Origin of the sequence: Arthrobacter sp. SRS-W-1-2016 (assembly GCF_002009585.1) — a bacterium.
GTDB lineage: Bacteria > Actinomycetota > Actinomycetes > Actinomycetales > Micrococcaceae > Arthrobacter > Arthrobacter bambusae_A.
The window spans coordinates 1-22,173 of sequence record NZ_MTPV01000039.1; the positions used below are offsets into that span (position 1 = coordinate 1).

Sequence of the window (22,173 nt, forward strand, 5' to 3'; positions counted from 1 at the left end):
CAAGGCACCAAGTTGGGTCGGCGTTCACCGAGACGAACACCTCCATGATCACCGAGCCGCCCGGAGAGAGCCAGAGTCTTGGTGAGCCAGACGCATACTTTCCCGGCCCACGGCGCACCAGCGGCGCTCATCCGCTAACTCGCATTTGTTGTCGTTTTGACGGCTCATAACGGCATTAATTGCGAGTCAGTTGGGCTGGGGAAGCGCGACGGCGGCCGCCCACCTCAAAGGTGAGCGGCCGCCGTCGGCGTTTAAGACAGCTGTCCTAGCCTTCGATCGCTGCCTTCGCGGCGGGATCGGAGTCGTTCAGGAACTTCTCGATCCGCTCCGGCTCCTCGGCTTCGCCGATGGCGGCGGATGCCCGGCCGAGGGAGTACAGAGCACGCAGGAATCCCCTGTTGGGCTCGTGCTCCCACGGGATGGGTCCGACGCCGCGCCAACCGTTACGGCGCAGCGAATCCAGTCCACGATGGTAACCCACGCGGGAATACGCGTAGGAATCGATGGTCCGGCCCTCAGCCCAGGCTTCCTCGGCCAGGATCGCCCACAGCAATGAAGACGTGGGGTACTTGGCCACGAGGTCCAGTGCTTCCTGCCCCAAGGCAAGGTGCTGGTAGATCTCGGTCTCTGCAGGCAGGAGCGTAGGCTCCGGGCCCATCAGGTTCTTGCGGAATTCGTCGGACATTAGAAGGTCTTGCCTACCGAACCGAGCTGCTTTGCGGCTTCCACGATGCGGGCAGCCATGCCGGCTTCGGCGGAGGCACCCCAGACGCGCGGGTCGTACGTCTTCTTGTTGCCCATTTCGCCGTCGACCTTCAGGACTCCGTCGTAGTTCTTGAACATGTGTCCGGCAACCGGGCGGGTGAACGCGTACTGGGTGTCCGTGTCGATGTTCATCTTGATGACGCCGTAGGAAACGGCATCCGCGATTTCCTGCTCGGTGGAGCCGGAGCCGCCGTGGAAGACGAGGTCGAACGGGTTGGTCTTGCCGATCTTGGCACCGACCTCGGCCTGGATCTGCTTGAGCAGTTCGGGGCGGAGCTTGACGTTGCCCGGCTTGTACACGCCGTGGACGTTGCCGAAGGTCAGGGCGGTCAGGTAGCGGCCGTTCTCGCCGGCACCGAGTGCCTCGATGGTGGCCAGCGCGTCTTCGGTGGTGGTATAGAGCTTCTCGTTGATCTCGTTCTCGACGCCGTCTTCCTCGCCGCCGACCGTGCCGATCTCCACCTCGAGGATGATCTTGGCCGCAGCCGCGCGTTCCAGGAGCTCGCGTCCGATCCGGAGGTTATCGGACAGGGTCTCGTGCGAGCCGTCCCACATGTGCGAGTTGAAGATCGGGTCCTTGCCGGCCTTGACTGCTTCCTCGGAAGCAGAAAGCAGCGGAAGGACGAAATCAGCCAGCTTGTCCTGCGGGCAGTGGTCCGTGTGCAGGGCGATGTTCACGTTGTAGTTCTTGGCGACCTCGCGGGCGAAAGCCGCGAAACCCAGGGAGCCGGCAACCATGTCCTTGACGGAAGCGCCGGACCAGTAAGCCGCACCACCGGTGGAGACCTGGATGATGCCGTCCGATTCAGCCTCGGCAAAGCCGCGGATGGCGGCGTTCAGGGTCTGCGACGAGGTGACGTTCACTGCCGGAAACGCGTATCCACCGGCCTTCGCGCGGTCGATCATCTCGGAGTAAATCTCTGGGGTTGCGATGGGCATGCTGACTCCTATGCTGATTTTCGTCTGTGGGTTTTGTTGACCCTGGAGTAGACCTATACGGCTAGGCACCATCCTAGCGACTTCGAATCCGGCACCGTGTTTCCGGTCACGGAGACGGGTAACACTTGCGGACGTTTTGCCCGAAGGTCCTACCAGCCGGATCCCCTAGGAAACCCGCTGGCCGAAGTTGTGGCGGCGGATCCAGGCGTGCATCGCGATGGCCGCGGCCGACGCCGCGTTCATGGAGCGCGTGGAACCGTACTGCTCGATCGACAGAGTGGCGACGGCGGCGTCGTGCACCTCGGGAGTCAGGCCGGGGCCTTCTTGCCCGAACACGAGCACGCAGTTGCGAGGAAGTTCATAGGTTTCCAGCGGCACGGAATCGGGGAAGATGTCGATGCCGATGATGGCCAGCCCCTCCCCCTGCGCCCACTCCACGAAATCCTCCACGGTGGGGTGGTGGCGGACGTGCTGGTAAAGGTCAGTGACCATGGCCCCGCGACGGTTCCACCGGCGTCGTCCGATGATGTGGACCTCCTTGGCGAGGAACGCATTGGCGGTGCGCACTACGGTGCCGATGTTCAGGTCATGCTGCCAGTTCTCAATGGCAATGTGGAAATCGTGCCGGTGGGCGTCCAGGTCCGCGACGATCGCTTCATGCTTCCAGTAGCGGTACTTGTCCACGACGTTGCGGCGGTCGCCGTCCGCCAGGAGGTCCGGGTCCCACTGCTCGCCGTCCGGCCAGTCGCCTTCCCAGGGCCCGACGCCGACCTCCGGCTTCGCTTCGGACTCCCCCTCGGTTGACGGGACGATGGTCGGAACATCAGTGGAGTCGGTAGGGGCGGGGGTCTGGGGCCGGTCAGTCACTCCTCAACCCTAGCTCGCGCAATACCGCCTGCGGCGCCGAAACCCGGTGCCGCAACGCAGGACACCCGGGTGTCTCGGAGGCCGAAAGATGAAAGACTTGGGACGAGAACCAGCCACTACGCGGAGGAAAAGCATGGAGAACGCAAGCGAGGCCCCGAAGAGCTCGGCCCTTTACCGCAACGGACACGAAATCGAATGCTGGCTCACGGATATGGACGGTGTCCTCGTCCACGAAAACCAGGCGGTTCCCGGAGCGGCTGAACTGATCCAGCGCTGGGTGGACACCTCCAAGCGATTCCTTGTCCTCACGAACAACTCCATCTTCACGCCGCGGGACCTGGCGGCCCGGCTGAGTTCCTCAGGCTTGGAAATCCCGGAGGAGAACATCTGGACCTCCGCCCTGGCCACGGCACAATTCCTCAAGGACCAGGTGCAGGGCTCGGAGTCAGGAAACCGCGCCTACACGATCGGTGAGGCAGGGCTCACGACGGCGCTGCACGAGGCCGGCTTCATCCTCACCGACCAGAACCCGGACTTCGTGGTGCTCGGCGAAACGCGCACCTACTCTTTCGAAGCGATCACCATGGCCATCCGGCTGATCCTCGCCGGGGCGCGTTTCATCGCCACCAACCCGGATGCCACCGGCCCGTCGAAGGACGGCCCGATGCCCGCCACGGGCGCCATCGCTGCGCTCATCTCCAAGGCGACCGGCCGCGAGCCCTACATTGTGGGCAAGCCGAATCCCATGATGTTCCGTTCCGCGATGAACCAGATCGACGCGCACTCGGAGACCACGGCAATGATCGGAGACCGCATGGATACGGACATCATCGCGGGCATGGAAGCCGGGCTCCACACCGTCCTGGTGCTCAGCGGCATCACCCAGCGCGAGGACATCGCGGCCTTCCCGTTCCGGCCGAACCAGGTCCTGAACTCGGTAGCGGATCTCAAGAACCAGATCTAAGAAGAAGGGGCTCGTGCCATGGCTGTGCTGAACCTCCGTTCCCTGGCGGGGGGCCGCATTCTGAGGGGCAGCCAGCCGTTTGGCATGGACACCGCGGCGACGGCTGACTTCCTGGAACGTCACGGCATTAAGACGGTGGTGGATCTGCGGAGCGAGTACGAGCGCGCCATCGTTCCATGGCAACTGGCCAACGGCTCGATGTCCAAGGCTCCAGTGGAGCTCGTGGAGAATCCCCTCGATCCGCGTACGGCTTCCGACGGGCTCCAATCAATCCGCACGGCCGAAGACCTCGGCGAGCTCTACCTTGGCTGGGTGCGCACCCGCCCCGATTGGGTGGCCGAATCGTTGCGCCCTGCGGCCCATGGCAAGCGCACGCTCATCCACTGCTCGCTCGGCAAGGACCGCACCGGCGTCGTATCCGCTTTGGCGCTCCTCGCGAGCGGCGCTGGCCACGCGGCTGTTATCGCGGACTACGCCGCAAGCACCGCTGCCCTCCCCACGATGCTCAAAACGATGGCAGCAGCGTGGCGGTTGGCCGTCCCCGAGGTTCCCGAGGAAGCATTCAGTCCCTCGCTCATGCTGCTGCAATCCCCCGAAGCCGCGATGGAATACTTCCTGGACCGTTTCGGGCTCGAGTTCGGCAGTGCGGCGGATTACTTGCGCGAAGCCGGCCTCAGCGGTTCCGAGCTGGATGGACTGCGGCGCCGGTAGCGGCGTTTGTGGCGGGCACCGCTCAGTAGAAAACCACCCGCGAGCCGGCCCTGGGCAGCGGAAAGAGTTCGTTCTCCAGGTCCTCGATGATCGGATTGTAGATAAAGGGATTCCACTGTGGACTCGCATGGGCGGGCCGGGCGCCGTCGGTCCTGCGGCCCGTGGACGCGATGTTGAGGGGGAAAGTCTTGGCCCACGCAGCCCGGGCTGTCGCGTAGTTCACCGTGTCATCGTTCGGGTTCCCGATGAAGGCCATGCGGGTATCCCCCAGCCGGTCGACAAACCGTGTGCCGTCGAAGTGGTAGATATAGTCCGATTCGCTCTGGATCAGGACGCTCGACGGCGCGATCGGCGAAAGCTGTTCCAAGGTCTGGTCCCAGATCTGCCCCCAGGTGCGTTCGTGCTTGTTGACCACGCGCTCGCCCAGCTCGTAACCGCCGCGGAGCACCGACGGAACCTGGAAGCCGCTCTCATACAGGAACACGACGCCGTCGAACCAGCTTTGGTCGAGGATGTCGTACTTGCTGAACGGCGATGAATCCAACAGGATCAGCTTGACGCTGACGCCGTTCCGCTCACGCAGGAGCGCGGCCACTTCGGTGGCCAGCATTCCACCGAAACTGTGGCCGTAGAAATACAGGGTGTTCAGCTTGCGCTCGTTGATGTAAGCGAGCACCGCGTCCACCACCTCGGCGACTTCCAACCCCAGGTTGGAGTATCCGACGGCGGCCATCTGGCCCCGCTGCCGGAGCGACCCCCGGAGCGAGTTGAGGATCCATTGGGCCTCTTCCCAGCTGGTCTTGTAACCGGGAAAGAGAATCCAACTCGAGTTGGGGTAGTAGGACTCCGCGACATCGTCTCCCACCGGGAGGATCTTGGTGACGCGACGTTCTGCCTGGACCTGGCGGGTGAACAGCATATCCGCTGCGAGCGCCGTGGAAGCGCCCGCTCCAATGAGGAAGCTGCGGCGGGAAAAACTCTTCAGCTCGGCAGCTTGCCGGAGAACCCGGGCGAGGGAGCCCGGGTCCTGCCAGCGTTGCTGGTTCCGGGGAAATTTTCCCGCCCGATAGTTCACGCAGCCAGCTTAGGCGCTTCAGCCGACGGGCACACGGTCCCCCAAACCCGCCCAGGTTTGTAAGAAATCAGTCGAGTCCCAGCTCGTCCTTGCCGAAGGCGAAGAGGTACGGCACACCGGTTTCGGCCTCGATCTTTTCCTTGGCGCCCGTGTTGCGGTCCACAATGACGGCCACGGCCACCACGTTGCCACCGGCCTTGCGGACACCCTCGACGGCGGTCAGCGCCGAGCCACCGGTGGTTGAGGTGTCTTCGAGAACCACGACGTTGCGGCCCTCCACCGAGGGACCTTCCACTTGGCGGCCCATGCCGTAGGACTTCTGCGCCTTGCGCACCACGAAGGCGTCAACGGCGCGTCCGGCGTCGGCGGCGGCGTGCATCACGGCGGTTCCGACCGGGTCCGCACCCATGGTCAGGCCACCGGCGCACTCAACGGCGATTCCGGCGTCGTCGATCATGGCAAGCATGACCTGGCCAACCAGCTTCGAAGCCTCGTGGTGGAGGGTGATGCGCCGCAGGTCGATGTAGTAGTCCGCCTCGGCACCGCTGGAAAGGATCACCTTGCCGCGGACGACCGCCAGTTCCTTGATCAATTCAAGAAGGCGGGCACGGGCAGCAGCAGTGGCGGTGGCAGCATCAGAGGCGACAGTCATGGTGCCTATTCTACGTAAAGCCGTTGGACGCAAGGGAATGGACACCGTCACGGAATCCCACGTCGCCTGCACGTCACTCGCCGTAACCTATGAAATATCTGCGCCGAAGACGGCGTTCCCGCACGTATGACAACAATCGGAATCATCGGTGCAGGACACATTGGCAGCCAAATCGCCCGCAAGGCGGTCGAACTCGGCTATGACGTAGTGATCAGCAACTCCCGGGGACCGGAAACCCTTGCGGAACTGGTGGCGGAGCTTGGCGCACATGCCCGTGCCGCCACACCGGCCGAGGCGGCAGCGGCGGGCGATTTCGCCGTCGTGACCGTGCCCCTCAGGAGCTACCAGGACATCCCCGTGGAGCCGCTCGCGGGCAAGATTGTGATCGACACGAACAACTACTACTGGGAGCGCGACGGCCGCATCCCGGAGCTGGACACGGGCGAAGCCACCACGTCCGGTCTGCTGCAGAAGCACTTGCCCACGTCCAAGGTGGCCAAGGGCTTCAACCACATCATGGCGAAGCAGATCGGCACCGACGGCACCCCTGCGGGCACCGAAAACCGCCGCGCGCTGGCCACCGCAAGCGACTACCCCGAGGCCGCCGAACTCGTGGAGAAGCTCTACGACGAGTTCGGCTTCGACACCGTCAACATCGGACCGCTCGACGAGAGCTGGCGCGTGGAGCGCGACCGCCCGGCCTACGTGGTCCGGCAGAACGCCGCCGAGCTCAAGGACAACCTGGCGAAGGCACCACGCACGATCTAGACACCACAACCCAACAGCCGCTTGCCTCCGACAGGCAAGCGGCTGCTGGGTTTGAGCGGCTGCTGTGTTTAGGCGCTGACGGCCCGGGCCGTCAGGGTGCCGATGCGGGATCGACGACGGCGAACCCCGCCAAGGCGGCTGCCTTGCGGACGTACGCCAGGTTCGATGCAGTCCGTTCCTCCAAGGGAAGCTCGGTGGAAAAGTCCTCCAGCGTGACCCAGGAGTCGTAGCCGACGTCTGCGAGCGCACGGAAGTAGGCGAGGACACTTGCCTGGCCTTCGGCAAGAGGGGCCCATTCGTTGACCCACACGGCCGCTCCCGATTCGTCCTTCGAGTCGGTGCGGACCCAGCGGGCGTTCTTCACGTGGACATGTGCCAAGTAAGGGCCAAGGAGCTGGAGTGCGGGCAACGGTGATTCCCAGCCCTCAATCAGCAAGTTGCCAAGGTCGTGGATGACCCCGACATGCCGCGGGTCCAGGCCTTCCAGCAACCGCCGTGCCGAGGAGGCCGACGCCGTCACGGTTCCATGGTGCAGTTCCACGAGGGCTTTGGCACCGTGATGTGCAGCGCGGGAAGCAACCCACTCGTAGTGCTCCCGGGTAGCGGCAAAGAGTTCCGGGTAGGACAGGCCCGTGGGTTCCGGCCCGCCCATGTTCGAGTTGCCCAGCGGCAGCACGTTGACCCGGACCTGCCTGGCACCCAAGGCCGCGGTCGCCGCGAGGACGCGATCGACGTCGTCGTGGTTGTCGCAGCGGGCGTAGCCGCCGAGGCCGGAGAATTCCAACCCTGCGTCAGCGGTGAGCCGGGCAATCTCCGGGATCGAGTCTTCCAATCCCGTCATGGGCCAGGTGGCACGGTTCCCTGCCCAGAAGCCTGGTTCCGCTGCGTCCGCCTGGTCCGTGACGCGCCATTCGATGCCGTCCCACCCCTGGGCTGCAAGCTTCGTGGCGGCTTCCTGCGGCGACCACTCGGGAGTGGAAGCGGTGAACACGGAGAACTTCATGCCGATACCTCTTCGCGATTGGCTCCCTGCTGGCCAGCGGCCCCGCCTGTGCGGACCTCCACGTTGTTGTACTTGCCGGCAATGACATCGTCGATCAGCACGGGCTGGCCCAAGGTTGCCGAGACATACAGGGCACGCACGGTAGCCAGGGCGGTCACGGCGTCCCGGACGGTAACGCCCGCGGGGCGCCCTTCCCGGATCGCGGCGATGATGTCGCGGTACTGCCGGACATGTCCAGCCGGATAGACCGTGGGATCCAGTGCTTCGACGGTGTCGTCCGGGTATTTGGCGAGCTCGACGGCGGCCTGGTTCCCGCCGCCGAGGATGCCCATGGCGCTGCTTTCCGAAGGATCAGCGGCGTCGGACGCGTGGAAGTATGCGAGGTCGTCGTTGTCGATCACGGCGGAACCCTTGCTGCCCATGACCTGGAGGCGGACCGTCAAGCCCGGGTACGCCGCTGTCGTCGCGTGCAACACGGCAAGGGCGCCGGATTCGAAGGTCACGGTGGCCACGGCGGTGTCCTCCACCTCGACACCCTCGTGGGCGAGGAGCGCGGTTTTGGCGCTGATCTCAAGGGGCCGCCCGAGGAACCACAAAAGCAGGTCCACGGTGTGGACGCCCTGGTTCATGATGGCGCCTCCGCCGTCCATGGCCCAGGTTCCGCGCCATGCGCCCGAATCGTAGTAGCCCTGGCTCCGCCACCAGCTGACCGAGGCGACGGCCGAGGTCAGTGTGCCGAAGCGTCCGTCTCGACGGGCCTCGTCCACCACCCGGCTGGCCGGATCGAAGCGGTGCTGGCTGATCACGCTTGCCACCAAGCCCTTGGCCTCGGCAGCCTTGGCTGCAGCCAGGATCTCGTCTGCCTTGCCCAAGTCAACGTCAAGGGGCTTTTCGATCACCACGTGCTTGCCGGCGTCGAGCGCTTCCAGCGCCAACTGGATGTGCAGGCCGCTGGGCGTCGCGATGATGACCAGGTCCACCGGTGCGGCGGCGAGCGCCTCGGCCAGCGTCAGGAAGACCGCCGGCTTCGGGTCGCCCTGGGCTTCGATCTTGGCGGCAAGCGCCTCGGAAGCTTCGGGGATCACATCCACCAACGCGGTGACCACCACCTCCGGGAATTCGCGGACCGCGGCCGAGTGGGTGCGGCCGATGACGCCGCACCCTACGATCGCGGCCCGGATCTCCGCGGGAGCGCCCGGAGCATTTGAGGTTTCGCTCACTTCGTCTCCACTCCTGCTTCATGGAGGACTTTCGCGAACGCCCTCGCCGCGATGCCGAACGCCGTCGGGCCGGAGAAGCCGCCCAGTCCATGGGCGCCGGCCAAGTGCGGCTCGAGGCTCGCGAAACCGGTGTATCCGTCGGCCTTCAAGGCCTCGACAGTGCGGAGGACATCGCCGTCGCCCTCGCCTGCCGGGACCACGGTGGCGTTCGAGAACAGGGCATCCTTGACCTGCAGGTATTCAAGGTGCGGCCTTAGCTTTGCGTAGCCGTCCTCGAAAGGCTTGACGCCTACCTGGACGAAATTCGCCGCGTCCCAAGCCACTTTGAGCGCGGGAGACGCCACGGTTTCGATGATGTCCAGGACCCGTTCGGGGATGTCCCCGTAGATGTCCTTCTCGTTTTCGTGCAGCAGTACGACGCCGGACTCCTCCGCCACGTCCGCGAGGGCCCGCATGCGTTCGATGACCGCCTCCCGGATGCTCTCCACCGCCACGTCCTCGCCGTAGTAGAAGGAGAAGATCCGGATGTAGCGCGATTCCAGGACCTGGGCGGCGTTGACTGCACGGCGGAGGCGTTCCACCTCGTGCTCCACGGGAAGGGAAACGTCCACCTTCCCGATCGGCGACGCGATCGCGGAAACCTTCATTTCCGCCGCATCCAGCAAGGACTTCAGCTCGCGAAGCTGCGCCTCATCCAAATCCACGATGTTGGTGCCCCAGGCGCTGCGGACTTCAATGTGGCTCGCTCCCAGTGCCTGCATCACGGCAATCTGGATCTTGGGGTCGTCGTCGATCTCGTCGCCGAAGCCCGAGAGCTCCCATTCAACAGCTGGCGTGCTCATAACTTACTTGACTCCTCCGGCGGTCAGGCCGCCCACTAGGTAACGCTGGAAAATCAGGTACAGGATGACCACCGGGGCAGCGCACACAAGGGAAGCTGCCATCATCTGGCCGTAGAAGGGAATCGCGCCGCCCTCTTGCGAGGCACCGAAGATCTGGAGCGCGACGGCGGCAGTCTGGCTTTCGGGCCGCGTCATGACAGAGGCGAACAGGACGTCGTTCCAACCGAGCAGGAAGGCGAAAATACCGGAAACGACCACGCCGGGCCAGCTCAGCGGGAGGATGATCCGCACCAGCACGCCCAGGTTGCTGGCGCCGTCGATCCTTGCCGCCTCTTCGAGTTCACGCGGCAGGCCGCGCAGGTAGGTGACCATCACCCAGGTGGAGAACGGCATCGCGAACGTCAGGTAGGTGATGAACAAACCCCACTGGGTGCCGATGATCTGGATGCCCAGGTAGCTCGCGGACGACGAGAACAGCACGAAGACCGGAAGCACCATGAGGGTGCCGGGAACCGACTGGAGTCCCAGGAGCCCGCGAAGGATCGTCAACCGGCCACGGAACTGGTAGCGGACCAGCACGTAGGCGGTGGCGATCGACATGAGGGCGGAGACGACGGCGGTGGACCCGGCCACGAGCACGCTGTTGGCCAGGCCCGTGGCCAGTCCAACACTCGACCAGATCGTGGAGTAGTTCTCAAAGGAGAAGCTGGACGGGAAGAACTCGCCACGGGCCACGCCGATGTCCGAGTTCACGGATGCCAGGAAGATGTACGCCACGGGAATGAGCACCAAGGCGCACAACACTGTGAGGATGATGGCGAGCATGGGCCCAGGCATGAGCCGGGTTACTTCGTGCTGGCGTTTGGAGCCCGGGCGGAAGTCTTCGCTCGATGTGCGTCCGACGGCGGTAGTTGCGGTGCTCACTTTTTGCCTCCGGGAGTCTCGGCGTCGTCGAGTTTGACGGCCCGCAGATAGACGAACAAGGGGATCGCGATCAGGATCAGCGAGATGAACGCCATGGCCGCGCTGAGCCCGAACCGGAAGCTCTGGAAGCTGGTGACGTAGGTGAGGATCGGGAGCAGCTCCACATCGGACGGAGCAGGAACCCCGAACAGGACGAACGGCAAGGTGAAGTTGTTGATGTGGTGCAGCATGCCGATCAGGAACGCCAAGGAGAGCGGACCCTTGAGATAAGGAAAGACCACATAGCGGAGCTTGTTCCACCACAGTGCACCGTCAAGGGCCGAGGCCTCGTGGACCTCATGGTCCACGGACTGGAGCCCGGACAATGCCAGCAGGTAGACAAACGGCCACGATGCCCAGATCTGGACCAGGATCAGCGTCCAATATGACTGCGGACCATTGAGCCACAGCCCGGGGTCTATGCCCACCGAATGCAGCATCGAGTCGATGACGCTGCCGGGCTGGAACATGGTCCGCCACACCGTCGCCACCACGAAGGAGGGAAGGACGTAGGGGATCAGGAAGATGGAACGGATCACGGCCCGGCCCTTGAACGCGTTCTGGGTGGCGACGGCGCCGGCGATGCCGAGCGGGATCGTGACCACCATCGCGATCAAGGAGTAGCTGACGCTGAGCCAGATGGCGTGCAGCAAAGGCGATGCGGTCAGCGCTTCGACGAAATTCTGGACTCCGATGAACGGAGCGCTGACCCACTGGCGCAGCGAATACTGGTCCAGGTCCAGGCCCGACATGAAGATGCCGAGCAGGAGCGGCACCACGATGATGATCACCATCAGCAGGCCGCCTGGAATCAGCATCCACAAGGGGCGGTTGCGTTCGCTCAGCCCCTTGCGGCGCCGGGAGGTGTCGTCCGGTGACTGCGGGTCCGGCTTTGAAGCGCGGGACGACTTGCGGCGCGTGGACTTGCCCGCAGTCAATGAATCGGTGGACATGTCACTTCCTACTTACTTCGATGCCCGGTCAAGCGAGGCCTGGCCCTTGGATTGGGCGTCCTTGAGACGGGCCTGGAGGCTCGAGTCGTCGACGGATCCCTTGGAGAGATCGGGGATCGACTGGACCACGACGTTGAGGAGAGCCAGCTGGATGTCGCCCCACGCTCCGGTGAACGGCGTGGCTTTGGACTTCGCAGCGGTGTCGGCAACCGGTTGGAGAGCGGGGTTGCTCAGCGCCTTCAGGGCTTCGGCGTTGGCAGGCAGGTCGCCGAAGATCTTCTGGAAGTTCAACTGCTCGTCCTTGGACGTGATCAGGTTGATGTAAGCGAAGGCAAGGTCCTTCTGCTTCGAGTAGTCGGCAACAACCACGTTGTCACCTGACAGGATGCTGGCTGCATTCGCGGCGTCGCCCTGCGGCGAGGTCTGGCCGGGCGCCGTGGTCGGCATGGCTGTGTAGGCGTACTTGCCCGCGACCGCCGACTTGTCGAGCGTCGGGAGGGAACTCGACGTCGTCATCATGAGGTATCCCGCCTTGCCCGAGGCGAAGGCTGCGACGGCGTTGCTGTTGCTCCACCCGATGGAAGCCGGATCGACGATCTTGTCCGTGGTCAGCCATCCGAAGTAGGTCTGGTAGGCCTTCTTGACGGCCGGGTCGTCAAGCTTGAGCGTTTTGCCGTCCACGAGCGGGTTTCCTGCCTGGACGGACATGGCCCAGATGAACTTCCAGGGGTCAAAGTTGTCCTTGTAGCCGGTGGCGAGTCCGAAGGTGCCGGTGGCCGGGTTGGTCATCTTCTTGGCCTGTGCGGCGAGCTCGTCCCAGCTGGTGGCGGGCTTGTCGATCCCGGCGGCTTTCAGGATGTCCTTGTTGTAAGCCATCACGAACGGCCGGCTGACGAAGGGAATGCCGGCTTGGTGCTGGGCATCGGGGCCGGAAATTCCGAGGGCGGCGGGGTTGAACTTGTCCTTGCCGCCAATCTTCTTCCAGTCGTCGTCGGTCAGCGTCACGAAAGCCTTGGTTGCATACGCAGTGGGCGTGAACGTGGTGCCGAGGCTGTAAACGTCAGGTCCCTGTCCGGAGACGACGGACGTCTGGATGCGGGTCAGTTCATCGTTGGCCGACGCGAAGGTTTCGAATTCGATATCGGCACCGGTCTGCGCCTTGAACTTGGCCGCAATGTCGGTGAACCACTGCTTTTGCTGGGCAGAGTACTGGTTGTTGACGCCGGTCAGGACGCTCAACTTCTTGCCCTTTCCGTCAACGGGTCCCGCGCTCCCCCCGGAGCTGCTGTTGCCGCCTCCGCAGGCGGTCAAAGCTAGGGCGGCTGTTACGACAACAGCGGCAAATTTGGCGGACGATGCAAACTTCATTGTTTTCCTCCCTGGAGCCCGATGGCCTCATTGGCGTGGTGCGCGTCACATCGGGTGATTTCTCCGAGTCTAGGCACGCCAAACAGCGATGACAAGCGATTGCCAAAAATTGTCATCGGTGCTGCAATTGTGGGACAAGTCACTCGTTGTTGAGCGGCTGCGGCAGATGAGGAACACCTAGACCATGGCAGAACTCCAGCTCCAGTCACCGGGCAGGCAGCCCACGATCCGCGACGTCGCGGAACTTGCGGGAGTGGCGACGTCAACAGTTTCAAGGGCCCTGAGCAATCCCGGGCGGGTGAACCACGTGACCCGCGAGCGCATCGAAGAAGCAGCCGCGCAATTGAATTACATTCCGAGCTCGCAGGCGCGCGGGCTCAGCTCCGGACGCACCCAGACCGTTGCCGTCCTGGTTCCGGACATCACCAATCCGTTCTATTTCGACATCATCCGCGGGGCGCAACACCAGTTGAAGGCCGCCGGCTACACGCAACTGCTCGTTGACACCGAGGAATCAGCGGAGATGGAGGCAGATGCGCTGCAGAAGATGCGCCGCTCGGCAGACGGATTCATCCTTGCGGCGTCCCGCCTGACGGACGCACAGCTCGCCGAGGCGGCGGCACAACAGCCCCTGGTCACCATCAACCGGGCTCCGGCAATCGCACCCACCGTGGTGATCGATACGCCGTCGGCCATCATCCAGGCACTGGAACACCTGGTCTCCCTGGGGCACACGAGGATCTGCTTCGTCGGAGGCCCGGCCACCTCCTGGTCAAACGCCAAGCGGTGGCAAGCGTTCCAGGAAGAAACCACGGAACGGGGGCTGACCACATTCAGCGTGGGGCCGTTCGCACCCAAGACCACCTCGGGAGCGGCCGCAGCGGACGCCGCGGTACACACGGGGGCCACGGCGTGCATCGTCTTCAACGACCTGCTGGCCATCGGAATGCTGCAGCGCCTGCGTGAACGGGGCATCCGCGTGCCCGACGACATGAGCATCGTCGGTTGCGACGACATCTTCGGAGCCGATTTCTGCAACCCGCCGCTCACCACCATGGCGTCCCCCATCGAACAAGCCGGGCGCGTAGCAGTCTCCATGCTCCTGTCCCGGTTGAATCCCCAGTACGGCGGGACCAGCCGGCGCCTGGCAGTCATGCCAACGCACCTCACGGTGCGGGCATCGACGGGCGCCGCGCCAGTGCGGTGAGTGCCCCCTGCGCGCCCAACTGACTCGCAGTTGTTGTCGTTTTGGAGCCTTATAACGACAACAACTGCGAGTCAGTTGGGGCGCGCGGGCCAGCACGACACCCGGAGTGATGAAATTGCGTGTTCCGAGCACTACTTTTTTACTAGTGTTGGGGACATGCGCACACTCCAGGCCACGATCATTGCGGAAATGGGCGTCCAGCCCCGGATCGACCCTGCCGGGGAGGTCCGTAAACGCGTCACGTTCCTGAAGGAATATCTCAAGGCCACGCACACCAAGGGCTTTGTCCTGGGCATTTCCGGCGGACTGGATTCCTCGCTCGCCGGGCGCCTTGCCCAGCTGGCAGTCGAAGAGCTCACAGCCGAGGGCGTGGAGGCCAATTTCGTGGCCGTCCGGCTCCCCTATGGCGCCCAGCATGATGAGGAAGACGCCCAGGCCGCGCTGGATTTCATCCAGGCCAAGACGGAATGGACGTTCAACATCTCCCGCGCCGTGGACGGTTTCGAGGATGAGTTCGAGAAGACCACGGGCGCGCGCATCTCGGATTTCCACAAGGGCAACACGAAGGCCCGGGCCCGTATGACCGCCCAGTACGCCCTCGCCGGCGAATACAACTACTTGGTGATCGGCACCGACCACGGAGCCGAATCCGTCACCGGATTCTTCACCAAGTTCGGCGACGGCGGCGCGGACATCCTGCCGCTTTTCGGCCTTAACAAGCGGCAGAACCGCGCACTCCTTGCCGAGCTGGGCGCCCCGTCCAGGGTTTGGGAAAAGATTCCGACGGCGGACCTGCTGGACGGCACGCCTGGACGGACGGACGAGGATGAACTCGGAGTCAGCTACGACCAGATCGACGACTACCTTGAGGGCCGCGATATCCCCGAGGCGGCGGCGATGCTGATCGAGCAGAAGTACACGCGGACGCGCCACAAGCGCACTGTTCCGGTCACGATTTTCGACACATGGTGGAAGTAGCAGTCGCCTGAACCCGGGGGCCTCCGTCACGCTGAGCGCCTTTTTGCAGCGCACGACGGCGGTCTCCCGCGCCGTGGCGGGGGCGCCGCCGTCGTCATCCCGCAAAAGTGTGCCCTGCGTGGGAGTGCGCAGCCCCGCAACGCCGCCTCTTCCAAACCCTTGGATGTCCTAGTATATTGCAGGTGAGGCGGATCACACGGCGAGTTCGTCCCCGGTTCGCACTCCCCATACACGCAGGGCGAAAGGCAGACAATGACAGTCACCGACGACTTCCGTGCAGCCCGCGATCGGCTCCTTGCGCTGCGCACCGATTATTCAGGGGCGCGCAGCGACTTCCAGTGGCCCCGTTTCAGCGAGTTCAACTTCGCACTCGACTGGTTCGACCAGATCGCGGATAACCCCGGCACGGCCAACAACCCTGCGCTGGTGATCGTCGAGCAGGACGGCAGTTCCACCCGCCGCAGCTTCGCCGAGCTCTCCGCGCGCTCCTCGCAGCTTGCCAACTGGCTCCGATCCAAGGGCGTCCAGCGGGGCGACCGCATGATCATCATGCTCGGCAACCAAGTGGAACTGTGGGAACTCATGCTCGCCGGGATCAAACTCGGCGTGGTCCTGATCCCCACCACCACGCTCATGGGCCCGCGCGACATCACGGATCGCGTGGAGCGCGGCGGCGCCCGCTGGGCCGCCGTCGGGAGCGCCAACATCGCCAAGTTCGCCGAAGTGCCGGGCGATTACACCCTCATTGAAGTGGGTGACGGCCAGACCCCTGGCGCCCTCCAGTACGCCGAAGCGGATTCCGCCGAGTCGACGTTCATCCCGGACGCCCCCACCGCCGCTGACGAAACCATGCTCCTCTACTTCACCTCGGGCACTACGTCGCGGGCGAAACTGGTGGAGCACACCCACACCTCGTACCCGGTGGGACACCTCTCCACGATGTATTGGATCGGCCTGGAGCCCGGGGATGTCCACCTCAACGTGGCGTCCCCCGGCTGGGCAAAGCACGCGTGGTCCAACGTTTTCACGCCGTGGATCGCCGAGGCCTGCGTCTTCGTCTACAACTACGATCGCTTCGACGCCAAGGCCCTCATGGAGCAGATGGGCCGCGAAGGCGTCACGAGTTTCTGCGCCCCGCCCACCGTATGGCGCATGCTCATCCAGGCGGACCTGACCCTACTCAAAACGCCCCCCACCAAGGTGGTTTCGGCGGGTGAACCCCTCAACGCCGAGGTGATCGGGCAAGTCGAGCGGGCCTGGGGACAGACCATCCGCGACGGTTTCGGCCAGACGGAGTCGACCGTCCAGGTCGCCAACACCCCCGGCCAGCCGGTCAAGACCGGCTCGATGGGACGGCCGCTGCCGGGCTACGACGTCGTCCTTGTTGACCCTGCCACTGGTGAAGAGGCCGACGACGGCGAGCTGTGCTTGCGCTTGGACCCCCGCCCCGTAGGGCTCATGAAGTCCTACTTCGGCGACCCGGAAAAGACGGCCGAGGCGTTCCGCGACGGTTACTACCACACGGGTGACATGGCCAGCCGGGACGGGAACGGAGTCATCACCTACGTGGGCCGCGGAGACGATGTGTTCAAATCCTCCGACTACCGCTTGTCCCCTTTCGAACTCGAAAGCGTCCTGATCGAGCATCCCGCAGTGGCGGAGGCCGCCGTCGTGCCCTCTCCGGATCCGGTCAAGCTTTCGGTGCCCAAGGCTTTTGTGGTGCTCGCCGCCGGGTACGAGCCCGGACCCGCTGTTGCCGAGGACATCCTCAGATACTGCCGGCAGCACCTGGCGCCGTTCAAGCGCGTCCGCCGGCTCGAATTCGGTGAGTTGCCCAAGACGATTTCGGGCAAGATCCGGCGCGTCGAGCTTCGAGGCACGGAGGTGGCCCGCCACAGCGATGGTCCGCTGCCTGCCGGCCTGGGCGTCGAGTACACCGAGGATGAGTTCCCGAGTCTGAAAGAATAGGCAGCCAAGCAATGTCAGGAGGCACCGTGGGCAGCCCACTCCCCCGCGATCCCATCGCCGACGCCCAGCGAAACTGGGAGCGCCACGGCTGGGGCGAAGTCGCCGCGCCCATGGCGGCCATTACCGCGATCATGCGCACGCAGCAGATCCTGCTGGCGCGGATCGAAGGCGTTTTGAAGCCCTACGGCCTGACCTTCGCGCGCTACGAGCTCCTCGCGCTGCTGAGTTTCGCACGCAGCGGCGCGTTGCCGATGAACAAAGCCAGCGCGCTGCTTCAGGTGCATCCGACGTCGGTGACCAACGCCGTCGACCGCCTCGAGAAGGCCGCCCTCGTGGTCCGCTCCCCGCATCCCACTGACGGGCGCACCACGCTGATCGAGCTCACCGCGGAGGGCCGCACCCTCGCGAAGCGCGCGACGACGGCACTCAACAACGAGGTGTTCGGCCAGTCCGGCTTCGGGGACGACGACGTCGAGCACCTGATCCGCGTGCTGGGAGACTTCCGCAAGGCCGCGGGCGACTTCACGGACTAACGAATTTTCCATCCATTGCTGAGTAACTGCTGTTTTGAACCTTCAGAACGACAGTTACTCAGCAGTGGATCAGCGGTGCTTGAACTCCGGCTGGCGCTTCTCGGTGAACGCCGCCATGCCTTCCTTCTGATCCTCCGTGGCGAACAATGAGTGGAAGACCCGGCGCTCGAACAAAACACCCTGGGAGAGGCCGGTTTCGAAGGCTGCGTTGACGGCTTCCTTGGCCACCATGGCAACCGGCTTGGACTTGGACGCGATCACCTCGGCGGCCTTCATCGCCTCCTCCACCACGGAATCGGCTGACACGACGCGGGAAACAAGTCCTGCACGCTCGGCTTCCTCGGCGTACATGAACCGCCCAGTGAGGATCATGTCCATTGCTTTGGCTTTGCCCACGGCCCGGGTCAGCCGTTGCGAGCCGCCCATGCCGGGAATGACGCCGAGGTTGATTTCCGGTTGACCGAACTTGGCGTTGTCCCCGGCAATGATGAAATCGCACATCATGGCAAGTTCGCAGCCACCGCCCAGGGCAAAACCGGACACTGCCGCAATCACGGGAATGCGCAGGCGAGTGAGGCTTTCCCAGGCGCGGAACCAGTCGGCGGCATACATGTCCATGTACCCCTTGGAGGCCATTTCCTTGATGTCGGCGCCGGCCGCGAAGGCCTTCTCCGATCCGGCGATCACCACGGCACCCACCCCGGGATCCGCATCCATGTCCGACACCGCGGCCACGATCTCATTCATGGTGGCCTGGTTCAACGCATTGAGCGCCTTGGGCCGGTTCAGGGTCACCAAGCCCACCCGTCCACGGATTTCCACCAGGATGTTTTCGTACTGCTGCGTCAAGCCGTGCCCCTTTTGTCGGTTGCTCAGTTGTGTCGGTTGCCCCGAAATAATCTTCCCGCCAAGGCTACTTGGCGGACTTGTCCCGGATGTCTGTGATGATGCCGGAGAAGTCACGCCCGGCTCCGCCTTCGGCCGCGAAAGCATCGTAAATCCGCGATGCCAGGTGTCCCATTTGCCCGTCCACTCCGGTGCTCTCGAGCGCGTTGACCGCGAGCCGGAGGTCCTTTGCCATGAGCGCTCCGGCGAATCCGGGCTGGTAGTCGCGGTTGGCCGGGCTCGTGGGGACCGGTCCGGGAACCGGGCAGTTGGTGGTGAGCGCCCAGCATTGCCCCGAGGCGTTGGATGCGACGTCGAACAACGCTTGGTGCGTGAGGCCCAGCTTCTCGCCCAGGACGAACGCCTCGCTGACGGCAATCATGGAAACGCCCAGGATCATGTTGTTGCAGACCTTGGCCGCCTGCCCGGCTCCGTGGTCGCCACAGTGGACGATCCTCCGGCCCATGAGTTCCAGGATCGGCTTCACTGTTTCGAAGTCTGCTGGGAGCGCCCCCACCATGAAGGTCAGGGTTCCGGCTTCGGCACCAACCACGCCTCCGGAAACGGGCGCGTCGACCGAGCGGTGGCCGGCCTCCAAAGCAATGGCAGCGGCCTCGCGGGCCTCGTCGACGTTGATGGTGGAGCAATCCAGGAACAGTGTGTCCGGCGCCGCCACCGAGAGAAGGCCCGGTGCTCCGTCGACTCCCCGGTACGCGTCCAGGACGTGCTTGCCGCTGGGCAGCATGGTCAGGACAACCGAAGCACCGGCGACGGCCTCCGGAGCGGAATCCACCGTGGCGATGCCGTGTTCGCGGGCTGCCTCGAGCGCTGCCGGCACGGGATCGTAGGCGACCACGTGGTGCCCCGCTTTGACAAGGTTCACGGCCATGGGACCGCCCATGTGGCCAAGGCCGAGGAAAGCGATGGTGCCGGAAACTGCGTCAGACATGGTCGGACTCCTTTGAATGAAGTTTGAGTTCGCGATCGCCGAGCGAGGCGAAGAAGCCTTCGACGGCGGCCGGCGACACCTCCGCGAGGGAAGCCGGCTTCCATTGTGGGTTGCGGTCCTTGTCCACCACTTGGGCGCGGATCCCCTCGCGGAAATCCGGGCCGGCCAGGCAGCGCACGCCAACCCGGTATTCCTGTTCCAGCGCCTCTTCGAGCGAGAGCTCCCGGACGCGCCGCAACGATTCCAGGGCCACTTTCACTGCTGTTGGCGACTTCGCCTCGATCGTGTCCGCGGCCGCGGCGGCGTCCCCACCGGCCGCGCGCAGCCTCGCGACGATTTCCTCGGCGTCATCCGAAGCAAAGGCGGCATCGATCCACTCGCTCTGGCCGGACAGCGCCGAGGCCGGCGGTTCCTGCACAAAACGCCCGACGGCGGCCTCCGCCGTCGAGCTTTCCAGCGCTTCCGCGAGGGCGGGGAGGCTTTCGGACGGGACGAAGTGGTCCGCGAGCCGCAGGAACAGGGCATCGGCCCCGCTCAAGTGGGCACCCGTAAGCGCGGCGTAGGTGCCGGACTCCCCCGGCGAGCGGGACAGCAGCAGGGTCCCGCCGACGTCGGGCACAAACCCAATGGTGGTTTCCGGCATGCCGGTGCGTGTCCGCTCGGTGACCACGCGGACCGAGCCGTGGGCCGAGATACCGACCCCGCCGCCGAGGACCAGTCCGTCCATGAAGGCCACGTAAGGCTTCGGATACCGGGCAATGAGCGAGTTCAAGCGGTACTCCGCAGCCCAGAAGTCAGCTGTCTGGCCGCCGTGGCGCAGCATGTCATCGTAGATCGCCACGATGTCTCCACCCGCGCACAGTCCACGCTCCCCGGCGCCGTGCACCAAAACCGTCTTGACGCCGTCGTCGTCCGCCCACTCGGTGAGTTGCTCCAGCATGGCGTGCACCATGCCGCTGGTGAGGGCGTTGACGGCCTGGGGCCGGTTCAGGGTGATGACGCCGAGGTGGCCGCGCTTCTCGAAGAGGACCTCGGCCATTAGCTGCCGGCCGGCATCACGAAGCTGGCGCCCTGGCGGATGCCCGAGGGCCAACGGGTGGTGACCGTCTTGGTCTTGGTGTAGAAGCGGAAGGCGTCCGCGCCGTGCTGGTTGAGGTCGCCGAAGCCGGAGGCCTTCCAGCCGCCGAAGGTGTAGTAGGCAATCGGGACGGGAATGGGAACGTTGATGCCAACCATGCCCACTTCGACGCGGCTCGCGAAGTCCCGGGCAGCGTCGCCGTCGCGGGTGAAGATCGCGACGCCGTTGCCGAACTCGTGCTCGGAGCAGAGCCGCAGCGCTTCTTCGTAGTCAGCTGCGCGGAGGACGCTCAGGACCGGGCCGAAGATCTCCTCTTTGTAGATGGACATGTCCTTCGTCACGTTGTCGAAGAGGGTCGGGCCAACCCAGAAACCGCCGTCGTAGCCGTCCACCGTGAGGCCGCGTCCGTCGGTGACGAGCGTGGCGCCCTGGTCGACGCCGGCCTGGATGTAGCCCTCGATCCGTTCCTTCGCCGAGGCTGCCACCACCGGACCGAAGTCCGAATCCTTGGCCAGGCTGGGGCCGACCTTCAGTCCGTTGATACGGTCCTGCAGCTTGGAAACCAGCTCATCGGCCGTCTCCTGGCCAACCGGAACCGCAACGGAAATCGCCATGCAACGCTCTCCGGCGGAGCCGAAGCCAGCGCCGATGAGCGCATCCGCGGCCATGTCGAGATCGGCGTCGGGCATGATCACCATGTGGTTCTTGGCGCCGCCGAAGCACTGGGCGCGCTTCCCGTGGGCGGCCGCGGTCGCGTAAATGTACTGGGCAATCGGCGTGGAACCGACAAAGCCGATGGCCTTCACGCGCGGATCCTCAAGGAGGGCATCCACCGCTTCCTTGTCGCCATTGATGACGTTGAAGACGCCGTTCGGCAATCCGGCCTCGGTGAAGAGCTCGGCCAGGCGAAGGGGCACGGAGGGGTCGCGCTCCGACGGTTTGAGGATGAAGGCATTGCCCGCAGCCAGCGCGGGGCCGGACTTCCAGAGCGGGATCATGGCGGGGAAGTTGAAGGGCGTGATGCCGGCGACAACGCCGAGCGGCTGGCGCAATGAGTGGACGTCGATGCCGGTGCCGGCGTTGTCCGAGAACTCGCCCTTGAGAAGGTGTGGCGCGCCGGCGGCGAACTCCACCACCTCGATGCCGCGCTGGATGTCGCCCTTGGCATCGGGGAAGGTCTTGCCGTGCTCGGAGGAGAGCAGCGTGGCGAGTTCGTCCATGTGTTCGTTGACCAGGTCCACGAACTTGAGCAGGATCCGGCCACGGCGCTGCGGGTTCATCGCAGCCCATTCGAGCTGGCCCTTTTCCGCGTTCGCGATGGCGTTCCTGACCTCATCAGCGCTGGCCAAGGGAAGCTGGGCCTGAATCTCGCCGGTGCAGGGATCGTAGACATCGCTGAAGCGCCCGGAGGTCCCGTCGATCCTCTGGCCGTCAATGTAGTGGGAAAGTTCGCGCACCATGGAATGCTCCTTTGCATAGGGGAAA

At 64.5% G+C, this 22,173-nt stretch carries 22 protein-coding genes; 7 read left to right on the forward strand and 15 right to left on the reverse strand.

Annotated elements, in window-relative coordinates:
* Positions 1 to 265: 265 nt before the first annotated feature.
* The 3 genes from BMF89_RS09125 to BMF89_RS09135 all read right to left on the reverse strand — a co-directional run bounded on the left by BMF89_RS09125 (position 266) and on the right by BMF89_RS09135 (position 2,517).
* Positions 266 to 685, reverse strand: a complete 420-nt coding sequence (locus tag BMF89_RS09125; RefSeq protein WP_078106777.1) for a DUF3151 domain-containing protein — start codon at positions 683 to 685, stop codon at positions 266 to 268.
* Positions 685 to 1,776 carry a class II fructose-bisphosphate aldolase gene (gene fbaA, locus BMF89_RS09130; RefSeq protein WP_290439673.1) on the reverse strand — a complete coding sequence of 364 codons (1,092 nt, stop codon included), beginning with the start codon at positions 1,774 to 1,776 and terminating at the stop codon, positions 685 to 687. Before fbaA ends, BMF89_RS09125 begins: the two co-directional genes overlap by 1 nt.
* 93 nt (positions 1,777 to 1,869) lie before the next feature.
* On the reverse strand, positions 1,870 to 2,517 hold the full coding sequence (locus BMF89_RS09135) for a TrmH family RNA methyltransferase (protein ID WP_078106893.1): 648 nt from the start codon (positions 2,515 to 2,517) through the stop codon (positions 1,870 to 1,872).
* Between the two features lie 187 nt (positions 2,518 to 2,704).
* On the opposite strand from BMF89_RS09135, the gene BMF89_RS09140 reads away from it, so the two are divergent.
* A complete protein-coding gene (locus tag BMF89_RS09140) occupies positions 2,705 to 3,535 on the forward strand; it encodes an HAD-IIA family hydrolase (protein WP_139359611.1) in 831 nt (276 codons plus the stop codon).
* A gap of 18 nt (positions 3,536 to 3,553) precedes the next feature.
* Positions 3,554 to 4,246, forward strand: a complete 693-nt coding sequence (locus BMF89_RS09145; protein WP_078106780.1) for a tyrosine-protein phosphatase — start codon at positions 3,554 to 3,556, stop codon at positions 4,244 to 4,246.
* A gap of 22 nt (positions 4,247 to 4,268) precedes the next feature.
* Here BMF89_RS09145 and BMF89_RS09150 read toward each other — a convergent pair whose 3' ends face one another.
* The gene (locus BMF89_RS09150) at positions 4,269 to 5,321 is read right to left on the reverse strand and encodes a thioesterase domain-containing protein (protein WP_078106781.1); all 1,053 of its coding nucleotides are present in this window, start codon (positions 5,319 to 5,321) and stop codon (positions 4,269 to 4,271) included.
* Between the two features lie 67 nt (positions 5,322 to 5,388).
* Positions 5,389 to 5,973: an orotate phosphoribosyltransferase gene (gene pyrE, locus BMF89_RS09155; protein ID WP_078106782.1), complete on the reverse strand. Its 585-nt coding sequence runs from the start codon at positions 5,971 to 5,973 to the stop codon at positions 5,389 to 5,391.
* A gap of 126 nt (positions 5,974 to 6,099) precedes the next feature.
* Here pyrE and BMF89_RS09160 point away from each other — a divergent pair, with 126 nt between their 5' ends.
* Complete coding sequence (locus tag BMF89_RS09160; protein WP_078106783.1) at positions 6,100 to 6,741, forward strand: NAD(P)-binding domain-containing protein; 642 nt, start codon at positions 6,100 to 6,102, stop codon at positions 6,739 to 6,741.
* Between the two features lie 91 nt (positions 6,742 to 6,832).
* Here BMF89_RS09160 and BMF89_RS09165 read toward each other — a convergent pair whose 3' ends face one another.
* From BMF89_RS09165 to BMF89_RS09190, 6 genes are all read right to left on the reverse strand, one after another.
* Entirely contained in the window at positions 6,833 to 7,744 is a 912-nt protein-coding gene (locus tag BMF89_RS09165; protein WP_078106784.1) for a sugar phosphate isomerase/epimerase, read from the reverse strand.
* Positions 7,741 to 8,964, reverse strand: coding sequence for a Gfo/Idh/MocA family oxidoreductase (locus BMF89_RS09170; protein ID WP_078106785.1), 1,224 nt, complete (start codon positions 8,962 to 8,964; stop codon positions 7,741 to 7,743). Before BMF89_RS09170 ends, BMF89_RS09165 begins: the two co-directional genes overlap by 4 nt.
* A complete protein-coding gene (locus tag BMF89_RS09175; RefSeq protein WP_078106786.1) occupies positions 8,961 to 9,806 on the reverse strand; it encodes a sugar phosphate isomerase/epimerase family protein in 846 nt (281 codons plus the stop codon). The genes BMF89_RS09170 and BMF89_RS09175 overlap by 4 nt, the downstream gene beginning before the upstream one ends.
* Positions 9,807 to 9,809: 3 nt before the next feature.
* Positions 9,810 to 10,643 carry a carbohydrate ABC transporter permease gene (locus tag BMF89_RS09180; RefSeq protein WP_241707369.1) on the reverse strand — a complete coding sequence of 278 codons (834 nt, stop codon included), beginning with the start codon at positions 10,641 to 10,643 and terminating at the stop codon, positions 9,810 to 9,812.
* A gap of 83 nt (positions 10,644 to 10,726) precedes the next feature.
* A complete protein-coding gene (locus tag BMF89_RS09185; RefSeq protein ID WP_078106788.1) occupies positions 10,727 to 11,722 on the reverse strand; it encodes a sugar ABC transporter permease in 996 nt (331 codons plus the stop codon).
* Positions 11,723 to 11,734: 12 nt separating this feature from the next.
* Positions 11,735 to 13,090, reverse strand: a complete 1,356-nt coding sequence (locus tag BMF89_RS09190; protein ID WP_078106789.1) for an extracellular solute-binding protein — start codon at positions 13,088 to 13,090, stop codon at positions 11,735 to 11,737.
* Between the two features lie 184 nt (positions 13,091 to 13,274).
* Here BMF89_RS09190 and BMF89_RS09195 point away from each other — a divergent pair, with 184 nt between their 5' ends.
* The 4 genes from BMF89_RS09195 to BMF89_RS09210 all read left to right on the forward strand — a co-directional run bounded on the left by BMF89_RS09195 (position 13,275) and on the right by BMF89_RS09210 (position 17,776).
* A complete protein-coding gene (locus tag BMF89_RS09195; protein ID WP_078106790.1) occupies positions 13,275 to 14,297 on the forward strand; it encodes a LacI family DNA-binding transcriptional regulator in 1,023 nt (340 codons plus the stop codon).
* 156 nt (positions 14,298 to 14,453) lie between these two features.
* Positions 14,454 to 15,275: an ammonia-dependent NAD(+) synthetase gene (nadE, locus tag BMF89_RS09200; RefSeq protein WP_078106791.1), complete on the forward strand. Its 822-nt coding sequence runs from the start codon at positions 14,454 to 14,456 to the stop codon at positions 15,273 to 15,275.
* Positions 15,276 to 15,527: 252 nt separating this feature from the next.
* Positions 15,528 to 17,243 (forward strand): AMP-binding protein, encoded by a 1,716-nt coding sequence (locus tag BMF89_RS09205; protein WP_078106792.1) that lies wholly within the window; start codon positions 15,528 to 15,530, stop codon positions 17,241 to 17,243.
* 26 nt (positions 17,244 to 17,269) lie between these two features.
* Entirely contained in the window at positions 17,270 to 17,776 is a 507-nt protein-coding gene (locus tag BMF89_RS09210; RefSeq protein ID WP_078106894.1) for a MarR family transcriptional regulator, read from the forward strand.
* Between the two features lie 69 nt (positions 17,777 to 17,845).
* On the opposite strand, the gene BMF89_RS09215 is transcribed toward BMF89_RS09210, so the two are convergent.
* The 4 genes from BMF89_RS09215 to BMF89_RS09230 all read right to left on the reverse strand — a co-directional run bounded on the left by BMF89_RS09215 (position 17,846) and on the right by BMF89_RS09230 (position 22,148).
* Positions 17,846 to 18,625, reverse strand: a complete 780-nt coding sequence (locus BMF89_RS09215) for an enoyl-CoA hydratase (protein ID WP_253190772.1) — start codon at positions 18,623 to 18,625, stop codon at positions 17,846 to 17,848.
* Between the two features lie 64 nt (positions 18,626 to 18,689).
* Positions 18,690 to 19,610 carry a 3-hydroxyisobutyrate dehydrogenase gene (mmsB, locus tag BMF89_RS09220; RefSeq protein WP_078106794.1) on the reverse strand — a complete coding sequence of 307 codons (921 nt, stop codon included), beginning with the start codon at positions 19,608 to 19,610 and terminating at the stop codon, positions 18,690 to 18,692.
* Positions 19,603 to 20,649, reverse strand: a complete 1,047-nt coding sequence (locus BMF89_RS09225) for an enoyl-CoA hydratase/isomerase family protein (RefSeq protein WP_078106795.1) — start codon at positions 20,647 to 20,649, stop codon at positions 19,603 to 19,605. Before BMF89_RS09225 ends, mmsB begins: the two co-directional genes overlap by 8 nt.
* On the reverse strand, positions 20,649 to 22,148 hold the full coding sequence (locus BMF89_RS09230) for a CoA-acylating methylmalonate-semialdehyde dehydrogenase (protein ID WP_078106796.1): 1,500 nt from the start codon (positions 22,146 to 22,148) through the stop codon (positions 20,649 to 20,651). The genes BMF89_RS09225 and BMF89_RS09230 overlap by 1 nt, the downstream gene beginning before the upstream one ends.
* Positions 22,149 to 22,173: the final 25 nt, after the last annotated feature.